The organism is Janthinobacterium sp. GW823-FHT01H08, from assembly GCF_058797855.1.
Genome location: NZ_CM179504.1, coordinates 4,545,056 through 4,556,094 on the forward strand (window position 1 = coordinate 4,545,056; position 11,039 = coordinate 4,556,094).

The 11,039-nt window shown below is 60.4% G+C and carries 11 protein-coding genes; 1 reads left to right on the forward strand and 10 read right to left on the reverse strand.

Annotation, left to right across the window (positions count from 1 at the left end):
• Positions 1 to 158: 158 nt before the first annotated feature.
• Positions 159 to 428 (reverse strand): 30S ribosomal protein S15, encoded by a 270-nt coding sequence (gene rpsO / locus AC3RCG_RS20380; protein WP_010399743.1) that lies wholly within the window; start codon positions 426 to 428, stop codon positions 159 to 161.
• A 185-nt stretch (positions 429 to 613) separates the two neighbouring features.
• Here rpsO and bamE point away from each other — a divergent pair, with 185 nt between their 5' ends.
• A complete protein-coding gene (bamE, locus tag AC3RCG_RS20385; RefSeq protein WP_492403231.1) occupies positions 614 to 1,111 on the forward strand; it encodes an outer membrane protein assembly factor BamE domain-containing protein in 498 nt (165 codons plus the stop codon).
• A 76-nt stretch (positions 1,112 to 1,187) separates the two neighbouring features.
• Here the strand turns inward: bamE and AC3RCG_RS20390 are convergent, their stop codons facing one another.
• From AC3RCG_RS20390 to AC3RCG_RS20430, 9 genes are all read right to left on the reverse strand, one after another.
• The gene (locus tag AC3RCG_RS20390; RefSeq protein ID WP_492403233.1) at positions 1,188 to 2,732 is read right to left on the reverse strand and encodes a 2-isopropylmalate synthase; all 1,545 of its coding nucleotides are present in this window, start codon (positions 2,730 to 2,732) and stop codon (positions 1,188 to 1,190) included.
• A 48-nt stretch (positions 2,733 to 2,780) separates the two neighbouring features.
• Positions 2,781 to 3,632: a CDP-diacylglycerol--serine O-phosphatidyltransferase gene (pssA, locus tag AC3RCG_RS20395; protein ID WP_070224123.1), complete on the reverse strand. Its 852-nt coding sequence runs from the start codon at positions 3,630 to 3,632 to the stop codon at positions 2,781 to 2,783.
• A 157-nt stretch (positions 3,633 to 3,789) separates the two neighbouring features.
• On the reverse strand, positions 3,790 to 4,545 hold the full coding sequence (locus tag AC3RCG_RS20400; RefSeq protein ID WP_492403235.1) for an SIMPL domain-containing protein: 756 nt from the start codon (positions 4,543 to 4,545) through the stop codon (positions 3,790 to 3,792).
• Positions 4,546 to 4,659: 114 nt separating this feature from the next.
• Positions 4,660 to 5,418 (reverse strand): SIMPL domain-containing protein, encoded by a 759-nt coding sequence (locus AC3RCG_RS20405; protein WP_121670075.1) that lies wholly within the window; start codon positions 5,416 to 5,418, stop codon positions 4,660 to 4,662.
• 208 nt (positions 5,419 to 5,626) lie between these two features.
• Positions 5,627 to 6,853 carry an MFS transporter gene (locus tag AC3RCG_RS20410; protein WP_492403237.1) on the reverse strand — a complete coding sequence of 409 codons (1,227 nt, stop codon included), beginning with the start codon at positions 6,851 to 6,853 and terminating at the stop codon, positions 5,627 to 5,629.
• A 177-nt stretch (positions 6,854 to 7,030) separates the two neighbouring features.
• On the reverse strand, positions 7,031 to 7,480 hold the full coding sequence (locus AC3RCG_RS20415; protein ID WP_492403239.1) for a hypothetical protein: 450 nt from the start codon (positions 7,478 to 7,480) through the stop codon (positions 7,031 to 7,033).
• 110 nt (positions 7,481 to 7,590) lie between these two features.
• On the reverse strand, positions 7,591 to 8,607 hold the full coding sequence (gene ilvC / locus AC3RCG_RS20420; protein WP_034750044.1) for a ketol-acid reductoisomerase: 1,017 nt from the start codon (positions 8,605 to 8,607) through the stop codon (positions 7,591 to 7,593).
• A gap of 74 nt (positions 8,608 to 8,681) precedes the next feature.
• Positions 8,682 to 9,173 carry an acetolactate synthase small subunit gene (gene ilvN, locus AC3RCG_RS20425; protein ID WP_010399754.1) on the reverse strand — a complete coding sequence of 164 codons (492 nt, stop codon included), beginning with the start codon at positions 9,171 to 9,173 and terminating at the stop codon, positions 8,682 to 8,684.
• A 1-nt stretch (position 9,174) separates the two neighbouring features.
• The gene (locus AC3RCG_RS20430) at positions 9,175 to 10,905 is read right to left on the reverse strand and encodes an acetolactate synthase 3 catalytic subunit (RefSeq protein ID WP_071650268.1); all 1,731 of its coding nucleotides are present in this window, start codon (positions 10,903 to 10,905) and stop codon (positions 9,175 to 9,177) included.
• Positions 10,906 to 11,039: the final 134 nt, after the last annotated feature.

Consider the following 11,039-nt stretch of genomic DNA (forward strand, 5'->3'; position numbering starts at 1 on the left):
CTGCCTTTACTTGTTGCCACCTTTGCTACTTTACTTTTAAAACATGATATCGGTAGAGAATACTGTACTTCTCGACATAAATCCGGAATTCAAATGACAAAATGCCCGCGTCAGCGAACTGGCGCAGGCATTTCTGTATAAACCTTGTACGGCAAAAATTACTTGCGCAGACCAAGTTTAGCGATCAGGTCGCGATAACGGGTAGCGTCTTTAGCCTTCAGGTAGGACAACAGGCTCTTACGACGGTTGACCATCATGATCAGGCCGCGGCGGGAGTGGTGATCTTTCGAGTGGGCTTTGAAGTGGCCGTTCAGTTCGTTGATGCGAGCTGTCAGCAGTGCAACTTGCACTTCAGGGGAGCCGGTGTCGTTTTGACCACGTGCGTTGTCCGCGATGATAGCGGCTTTGTTGATGTTTTCTACTGTCATGATAAACCTTTCACATGCGGTGCACAGAGTCTGAACCCTATCCACCGTGAACTACGATTATTAAAATACTGGCCTAGGCTTCCAACCAGACGCGCAAGTATATCGGAAAAATGCCCGCCTGTATCCTGCCGTGCGGGCTTTTCTCGGCGCATGATAGGATTTTCCTGCATTTCAGGAGGTCAAACATGAAAAAACTGCTCAAATTAGCAACGCCACTGCTGTTTACCGTGCTGGCCGGCTGCGCCAGCTGGAACGTCCCGCCACCGCAGCCGGGCGAGCCGCGCACCGCCGTGGAAGCACGCCTCGGCCGTCCGACGAATATCTACCAGTTGCCCACGGGGCCCGAACTCGAATACGCGACGGGGCCGTACGGCCAGTACACGTATATGGCCCGCTTCGGCCCCGACGACAAGCTCATTTCCTACGAACAGGTGCTCGACACGCCGGGCTTTGCCCGTATCAAGGTAGGCGTGTCGACGCAGCAAGACGTGCTGCACACCCTGGGCCGCCCGACGGAAACCTCGTATCTGCCGCTGCCCAAGCTCTACGTCTGGTCCTACCGCTACAAGGAATCGGGCGTGTGGGATTCCATGATGCACGTGCACTTCGACCACGACGGCATCGTGCGCATGATGATGAACGGGCCCGATCCGGCCAAGGAAGAGCGGCGGTTTTTCTGGTGACGAGCGTCTTGCACCAAGACTAGCGCCTATCCCAAATGCAAATTCTGGGGTCAGACCCGGCGGGTCTGACCCCGGCTTACGGCTGCGGGTCGATGCGCTCGTCTTTCGCGTGTAATTTATTCAGCGCCGACAAATACGCCTTGGCCGACGCGACGATGATGTCGGGGTCGGCGCCCACGCCGTTGACGATGCGCCCGTCGCGCGACAGGCGCATCGTGACTTCGCCCTGCGACTGCGTGCCCGTGCTGATGGCATTGACTGAGAACAAGACCAGTTCCGCGCCGCTGGCGGCCGCGCTTTCGATGGCGTTGACGGTCGCGTCAACGGGACCGTCGCCCCGCCCTTCGCAGCTGCGCTGTTCGCCGCCGACGAGAAATTCCACGCGCGCATGGGGCACGGCGCCCGTCGTCGACTGCTGCGTCAGGGAAATGAAACGGTAGTGCTCACTCTCCTGCGCCTGCTGCTCCTCGCTGACGAGGGCCATGATGTCTTCGTCGAAAATCTCGGATTTGCGGTCGGCCAGCTCCTTGAAACGCAGGAAAGCGGCGTTGACTTCCGCCTCGGATTCGAGCGCGATGCCCAGCTCGTGCAGCCGCTGCTTGAAGGCATTGCGGCCCGACAGTTTACCGAGGACGATCTTGTTGGCCGTCCAGCCCACGTCTTCGGCGCGCATGATTTCATACGTCTCGCGCGCCTTCAAAATGCCGTCCTGGTGGATGCCGGACGCGTGCGCAAAGGCGTTTGCGCCGACGACGGCCTTGTTCGGCTGCACGGCAAAGCCCGTAATTTGCGACACCATTTTCGAGGCGGCCACGATTTGCGTCGTATCGATACCCACCGTCAGGTTGTAATAGGCGGCGCGCGTGCGCAGCGCCATCACCACTTCTTCCAGCGCCGTATTGCCGGCCCGCTCACCGAGGCCATTGACCGTGCATTCGATCTGCCGCGCGCCGCCGATCATGACGCCGGCCAGCGAATTGGCCACAGCCAGGCCCAGGTCGTTATGGCAATGGACGGACCAGATGGCTTTATCGGAATTCGGTATGCGTTCGCGCAAGCGCTTGATGGTATTGCCGAAGATTTCAGGCACGGCGTAGCCCACCGTGTCGGGGAAATTGATGGTGGTGGCGCCCTCGGCGATCACGCCCTCCAGCACGCGGCAGAGGAAATCCTCGTCCGAGCGGCTGCCGTCTTCGGGGCTGAATTCGATGTCGTCCGTGAACTGGCGCGCGTAGCGCACGGCGTTCTGCGCCTGCAGCAGGACTTTCTCGGGCGTCATGCGCAGCTTCATCTGCATGTGCAGGGGCGACGTGGCGATAAACGTGTGGATGCGCTTGCGCTCGGCGGGCGCCAGCGCTTCGGCGGCGCGGGCGATGTCGCGGTCGTTGGCGCGCGACAGCGAACAGATGGTCGATTCGCGCACGGCGCCGGCAATCGCCCGTATCGACTCGAAGTCGCCCTGCGAGGCGGCGGCGAAGCCCGCTTCGATCACGTCGACCTTCATGCGTTCGAGCTGCTTGGCGATGCGCAGCTTTTCCTCGCGCGTCATGGAGGCGCCCGGCGATTGCTCGCCGTCGCGCAAGGTGGTGTCAAAAATGATGAGTCGGTTGCTGGTGTTCATGGCTGCTCCTGGCTGGCTGAAGACTGGCGACGCTACCGACTCGCCGTATTAATGCTCGGGGTCGGTCTGGATGATGCTGACAGGCTTGCCCTTCGCCATGCGCCAGAAAAACACGGCGTAGCCGGACAAGCCATAGACGACGAAAATCGGGAACAGCACTTTCGGCGGATCGATGGAAATGAGCGCGAAGAACAATGCCAGCAGGAATACCACGATGAAAGGCACGGACTTGCGGAAATTCACATCCTTGAAACTGTAGAACGGCACGTTGGTGACCATGGTCAGGCCCGAGAACAGGGCGATCGTCCACGACACCCAGGCCAGCTGGTTGCCGGCAAATTCCAGGTCGTTCATGAGCAGGATGAAACCGGCCACCATGGCCGCCGCCGCCGGGCTGGGCAAGCCCTGGAAGAAGCGCTTGTCGACCACGGCGATATTCGTGTTGAAGCGGGCCAGGCGCAAGGCGGCGCCGGCGCAATACACGAAGGCGGCCAGCCAGCCCAGTTTACCCATGCCGCGCAGCGACCATTCGTAGATCACCAGCGCCGGTGCGGCACCGAACGACACCATGTCGGACAGGCTGTCGTACTGGGCGCCGAATTCGCTCTGCGTATTCGTCAGGCGCGCGATGCGTCCGTCGAGGCCGTCGAGGATCATGGCGATGAAGATGGCCCAGGCCGCGTGTTCGAATTTCTGGTTCATGGCCATGACGATGGCGTAGAAGCCGCAAAACAGGGCTGCCGTCGTGAAGGCGTTCGGCAACAGATAGATGCCGCGGCGGCGCAAGGTTTTCTTGCCAGTGCCATCGGTCACCGGCTGGCGCACGAATTTGCTGAAGCGGGACGCTTTGGATGCTGCGGGGGTGCCGTTCTTGCCTCTACGACGGGGGAAGTTTGCCATGTTGTTCCATATCTTGTGTACTGCGGGGGAATCGGTGCCAGATGGCAGGCGCATGACTGTCAGGGCATGCGCCTGCCGATGTTGTCATTATAGAGGAGCCGCCGCCAAAGAAAAGCGCGGCGGCGTCAAGCCGGCAATATTGACACCACTACTAGCCTTATTTGAACTTGACCTTGGCCACCAGGCCCATGTTGAGGGTCGTTTCGCCCGGTTCAAAGCTCGGTTCGGCCACCTGGCTGCCGCCGTAGCCCATGGAATCGGCGCTCATGGCGCGCGCGCCTGCCACGTTGGCGCGCTGCGCATAGTTGCCCGAACCTTCGAAATCGATGGTGTCGATCACGGCGTCATTGACGTTGCGGCCCATGGCGCCGGCGATGGCGGCCACGCGCTCGTTGAGGTTCTTGTAGGCGGCGGCGATGCGCTGGTCGTCGAGCTTGCGCACGGTGGCGGGCGCCAGGCCGAAGTTCAGGCGGTTCAGGGTCAGCACACCTTGCGCGGCCGACACGGTTTTCGGCAAGGCGGCCAGGTTGGTCGTCGTCACCTGCAGGTATTGCCCCACTCTCCAGCCCGTTGGTACTCTAGGCTTGGCGGCGACGCCCGGCGGCAAGGGCGCCGTTTCCGGGTACACGGCATACGTGTAATAGCCCTGGGTCTTCAGCACGGCTTGCGGATCGGCTTTCTTGACGATGGCCGTGCCCTGGTTCATCTTCTGGTTGACGCGCGAGGCGGCGGCGGCCTTGTCCTTGTCCTGCTCTTCGATGGCCAGGGTGACGGTCACCTGGTCGTTCGCGTGCACCACTTCGCCATTGGCGGGCACCACCACGAGGGTGCCGGAAGTGGGCAAGGCCTGGGCTTGGGCGCCCAGGGCAACGGTAGCGGCGGCTGCTGCCAGCAGCGATTTCATGACGGTCATGGTGTTCTCCTGGAAAATAATGGGGCAAAAACGACCATGGGGCCAACAGCCCCATGATTTTTAAAACATGCTGACGCGGAAATTTTCCCGCCGCATTGATCAGCTTACTTCAGCTTACTTGAACTTGACCTTGCCGACGACGCGCATGTCGAGCGTCGTTTCGCCCGGCTCGAAGCTCGGTTCGGCGACGACGCTGCTGTCTTCGACCATCTTGGCGCTGCGCATCATCATCGGCGCGGCCGCAGGACGGCTTTCCGTGGCGTAGTTGCCCGACCCTTCGAAGTCCACCGTATCGAGCACGGCGTCCGAGACGTTGCGGCCCATGGCCTTGGCGATGGCGGCCACGCGCTCGTTCAGGTTTTTATAGGTGGCGGCGATGCGCTGGTCGTCCAGCAAGCGGATGGTTTCCGGCTTCAGGCCGAAATTCAAGCCGTTCAGGGTCAGCACGCCTTGCGCCGCCGACACGGTTTTTGGCAGGGACGCCAGGTTGGCCGTCGTCACTTCCAGGTACTGGCCGACGCGCCAGGCCGTTGGCAAACGCGGCTTGGCCACGGCGCCAGCCGGCAATGGACGCTCTTCCGGATACACAGGGTAGGTGTAGTAGCCGTACGATTTCAGTGCCGCCGACGGGTCGGCCTGCTTGACGATGGCGATACCCTTGTTCATCTTCTGGTTGACTCGCGACGCAGCGGCAGCCTTGTCCTTGTCCTGTTCTTCGACGGCCAGGGTAGCGACCACCTGGTCATTGACATGCTTGACTTCGCCAAACGCGGGGACCACCACCAGGGTGCCGGAAGTCGGCAAAGATTGGGCTTGCGCGCTCAGGGCAACGGTGGCTGCGGCGGCAACAAGGACGGATTTCATCACGGTCATGGGGGTACTCCTAGGTAGTTAATGTGGCTGACAAGGAGCGATGGGGCGCGCTCTGCACTACCCCATTTCTCTTGAGAAACTTGTCAAACTGTGTAGATTCTAACGCCTCATTCATTCCTGTGGCGCAAATTAACAAATCGTCACAAAATGCGTCTGCCAGTCACATCTGCTCACATTTCAACACACCACCATTGAAAATAACAGTGTATTAATGACCCAGCACCGCGCCGCCGCTGCGCCGGCCCGGCTTGAAACTGTGGCGGTGCGCGCACCAGGCGATGGTCAAGGCCACCAACAGCAAGGCCAGCATGGCCCACGGGAACGATGCCGCGCCATAGCCGTCGAGCAGCATGCCGCCCGCCAGGCCGCCGCCCGCGATGGCCACGTTCCAGATGGTCGCCACCATCGCTTGCGCCACATCCATGCCGTCGCCGGCCGCGTCGGCCGACGCCGTCTGCAGCAAGGTGCCGGCGCCGCCAAAGGTGATGCCCCAGATCGCCATGCTGACATAGATCACGGCGGGCGAGTCCATCGCCAGCCCCAGCGCCACCATCACGAGGGCAAAGGCGGCGATGCAGCCCAGCACGAGCGGGCGCAGCCAGCGGTCGATCAGCTGGCTGACCAGCCAGATGCCGGCCAAGGAGCCCACGCCATACACGAGCAGCACCAGGTCGACGCGGGGGCGCAAGCCGGACGGCGCCAGGAACGGCGCGATATAGGTATAGAGAATGTTATGCGCCAGCATCCAGGCGACGATCACCGCCAGAATCGGCCGCACGCCCGGCGTCATGAACACCTGGCGGATCGACAGACGTTCGCCATTCTTTTGCCCCGGATAATCGGGCACGACCAGCAGCACCCACGCGACCAGCACCACGGCCAGGCCGGACATGATGCCGAAGATGCTGCGCCAGCCCAGCACGCCGCCCATCAAAGTGCCCAGCGGCACGCCCAGCGACAGGGCCAGCGGCGTGCCGATCATGGCGATGGCCATCGCCCTGCCCTGCTGCTCGACGGACACCATGCGGCGCGCGTAGCCGGCCATCAAGCCCCAGGCCAGGCCGGCGGCCATGCCCGTGACGAAGCGCGCGATCAGGGCGACGATATAGTTGGGCGCCAGGGCCGTCGCCGTATTGAAGATCAAGAAGCCGATGATGGCCAGCAACAGGACATTGCGCCGGCGCCAGGTGCTGGTCAGCGCCGTCAGGGGAATCGCCGTCAATATGGAACCGATGGCGTAGACGGTGACCAGCTGGCCCGTCATGACTTCGGAAATATTCAGGTCGAGGGCAATCTGCGGCAGCAAGCCGGCCGGCAAGGTTTCCGACAGGAGGGCGAGAAACGCCGTCATGGCCAGGGCCAGCAAGGCCAGGATGGGAATGGAAGAGTCAACAGCAGCCTGCGAGGGCCCCGTGGCGGTGATACGGTCAGTCATGGAGGTCTTTCTGGTTGCGCAAGCGGCTAAAAAACTAGCGCCTGGCGTGCTACAAAAGCGGTGATGCGCGTTGCGGTCGGCAGATACCGAAACAGATGCAGTCCATGTGAAACTGCAAAGGAAGGGCGGGATTGTAAAGCAAACGCGCCAACAGCGTGTGCACGAAATCAACCGTGCTCAGGCTGGCGTCATGCAGGCATCATTGGCCGCCTTGCGTGGCGAAAACCAGGCATTCGATTTCGGACTGTACAGGAAGGCGCAGATGACGGCGAACGTGAGCGCGCCAGGCAAGACGTACATCTTCTGCGGCACGGTCGCCAGGCAGAACGCAATGTCGATCACGCCCCACACCAGATACACGGTGCGCGCGCCACGCTGCCTTTGCAGCATGGCCAGCGCTGTCACCAGGGTAAGGCCCTGACTGAGGAGCAAAATCGCGTATTGCACTTCCGCGGGAATCACGCCGTCCGTCATCCACGCCTGCATGGCGGGATCGTTGCGGCCAAGGTAAGCAGACACCAGCGCTGACAGCGAGCCGAAGACCAGAAACCAGCAACTGATGGCAACCGAGACGGGGCGTTTGACCACGTGAAGATTGCCGACAAAAACTTTAGAAAAAACGAGCATGGTGCTGACGCTATGGTTGATTGGGCCTGATTGTAACGGATGTTGGCGGCCAAACGCCCGCGCAAAAAAAAGCCGGCTTGCGCCGGCTTCGTGTGAGGAACGATTGCTGCTTAGTTCTTCGACTGGTCAACCATCTTGTTCTTGGCGATCCAAGGCATCATGGCGCGCAGTTTCGCGCCCACTTCTTCGATCTGGTGCTCGGACGTCAGGCGGCGGCGCGAGATCAGGGTCGGTGCGCCTGCCTTGTTTTCCAGGATGAAGCTCTTCGCGTATTCGCCCGTTTGAATGTCTTTCAGGCATTGACGCATCGCGTCCTTGGTGGCCGAGGTCACGACCTTAGGACCGGTCACGTATTCGCCGTATTCCGCGTTATTCGAGATCGAGTAGTTCATGTTGGCGATGCCGCCTTCATAGATCAGGTCAACGATCAGCTTCAGTTCGTGCAAGCACTCGAAGTACGCCATTTCAGGCGCGTAACCCGCTTCCGTCAAGGTTTCGAAACCGGCCTTGATCAGTTCCACGGCGCCGCCGCACAGCACGGCTTGTTCGCCGAACAGATCCGTTTCGGTTTCTTCGCGGAAATTCGTCTCGATGATGCCGGCACGGCCGCCGCCGTTGGCCGAAGCGTACGACAGGGCGATATCGCGGGCGATGCCCGATTTGTCCTGGTACACGGCGATCAGGTGGGGCACGCCGCCACCCTGGGTGTACGTGGCGCGCACGGTGTGGCCCGGGGCTTTCGGCGCGACCATGATGACGTCCAGGTCGGCGCGTGGCACGACTTGGCCGTAATGCACGTTGAAGCCGTGGGCGAAGGCCAGCACGGCGCCTTGCTTGGCGAATGGCGCGATGTTTTCGTTGTAGACCTGGGCGATGTTTTCATCTGGCAACAGGATCATGATGACGTCGGCCGCTTTCACGGCGTCGTTGACTTCCGCTACTTTCAAGCCAGCTTGTTCGACCTTGGTCCACGAAGCGCCGCCCTTGCGCAGGCCGACGGTGACGTTGACGCCCGAATCGTTCAGGTTTTGCGCGTGCGCGTGGCCTTGCGAACCGTAGCCGATGATGGCAACGTTTTTGCCTTTGATCAAGGAGAGGTCAGCGTCTTTGTCGTAAAAAACTTTCATGGTATTTCCTATCATTTGATGATGCGTTGTTGTTTTAAATGCGACCCCAGGGCCGCGTAGTGCTGCTTATATTTTTATACTTTGAGGATGCGTTCGCCGCGGCCGATGCCGGAACCACCCGTACGGACGGTTTCCAGAATGGCGGCGCGGTCGATCGAATCGATGAACGCATCGAGCTTGACCTTGTTGCCGGTCAGTTCGATCGTGTACGTCTTTTCGGTGACATCGATGATGCGGCCACGGAAGATATCGGCGGTGCGCTTCATTTCCTCGCGCTCCTTGCCCACGGCACGAACCTTGATCAGCATCAACTCGCGTTCGATATGCTGGCCTTCGGTCAGGTCCACCACCTTCACCACTTCAATCAGACGATTCAGGTGCTTGGTGATCTGCTCGATGATGTCGTCCGAACCGCTGGTGACGATGGTCATGCGCGACAGGGTCGAGTCTTCCGTCGGCGCCACGGTCAGTGTTTCGATGTTGTAGCCGCGTGCCGAGAACAGGCCCACCACGCGCGACAGGGCGCCCGCTTCGTTTTCCAGCAAGACAGAAATAATGTGGCGCATATTAGAGATCCTCCGAACCGAGCATCATTTCGGACAGGCCTTTGCCGGCTTTCACCATGGGCCACACGTTTTCGGACTGGTCGGTAATGAAGTTCATGAATACCAGCCTGTCTTTCATGCCAAACGCCTCTTTCAGCGCGCCATCGACGTCGCCCGGTTTTTCAATTTTCATGCCCACGTGGCCATAGGCTTCCGCCAGCCTTTCGAAGTCGGGCAGCGAATCCATGTACGACTCGGAATAGCGCGAACCGTAATCGATTTCCTGCCACTGGCGCACCATGCCGAGGAAACGGTTGTTGAGCATGATGATCTTCGGCGTCAGGTGATACTGCTTGCACGTGGCGAGCTCCTGGATGCACATCTGGATCGAACCTTCGCCGGTAATACAAGCAACGGTGGCGTCCGGATTGGCCATCTGCACGCCCATGGCGTACGGCAAGCCGACACCCATGGTGCCCAGGCCGCCGGAATTGATCCAGCGGCGCGGCTTGTCGAAGCCATAGTATTGCGCCGCCCACATCTGGTGCTGGCCCACGTCGGACGTGATGAAGGCGTCGCCCTTGGTGATCTGGAACACTTTTTCCACCACCGATTGCGGCTTGATGACCAGGTCGGACGTTGGGTATTTCAGGCATTCGCGGCCACGCCATTCGGCGATCTGCTTCCACCAGTTGCTCAAGGCATTGACGTTCGGCTTGGCTTCGGCCGCGTCGAGTTGCGCGAGGAACTCGATCAGCACGTCCTTGACGTTGCCGACGATGGGGATATCGACCTTGACGCGCTTGGAAATCGACGATGGATCGATGTCCACGTGGATGATCTTGCGCGGATGCGAGGCGAAATGTTTCGGGTTGCCGATCACGCGGTCATCGAAACGGGCGCCGATGGCGATCAGGACGTCGCAGTTCTGCATCGCCATGTTCGCTTCATAGGTGCCGTGCATGCCGGGCATGCCGACATACTGCTCGCTCGAGGCGCGGTAGCCGCCCAGGCCCATCAAGGTGTTGGTGCACGGGAAACCCAGGCGGTCGACCAGCTTGTTCAGCTCGGCCGAGGCATTTGCCAGGATGACGCCGCCGCCCGTGTAGATCATCGGGCGTTCGGCTTGCAGCAACAGCTGCACGGCCTTGCGGATCTGACCCGAATGGCCCTTGTCGACGGGACGGTAGGAACGCATCTCGACTTCCTTCGGATAATCGAAATGGCATTTGTGCATGCTGATATCCTTGGGGATATCGACCAGCACGGGTCCCGGACGGCCGGTACGGGCGATAAAGAACGCTTTCTTGATCGTCGCTGCCAGGTCCTTGACGTCCTTGACGAGGAAGTTGTGCTTGACGACGGGGCGCGTGATGCCGACCGTGTCGCATTCCTGGAACGCATCCTGGCCGATGGCGTGGCTCGGCACCTGGCCGGAGATCACGACCATGGGAATCGAGTCCATGTACGCGGTCGACAGGCCCGTGACGGCATTCGTGACGCCCGGACCGGACGTGACGATGGCGACACCGACTTTGTTCGAGCTGCGCGAATAGGCATCGGCGGCGTGGATCGCGGCCTGCTCGTGGCGTACCAGGATATGCTGGAATTTGTTTTGCTGGAAGATGGCGTCGTAGATGTAGAGTACGGCTCCGCCCGGATATCCAAAGACGTGCTCGACGCCCTCTTCAGCCAGACAGCGCACGACAATTTCTGCGCCCGTAATTGGTCCTGCTGCTGCTTCGGTATTCATGAAACATTCCTTTCAAGGTCCATTGGAGATTGATCGGATGTTCTTTCCTGACGAGGTACGCCTAACGCAACAGTGCTCCTGCTTCCCTTTTCATGCGGTCACGCAATTTCTTTGGGCACCCATAGATACCTTAC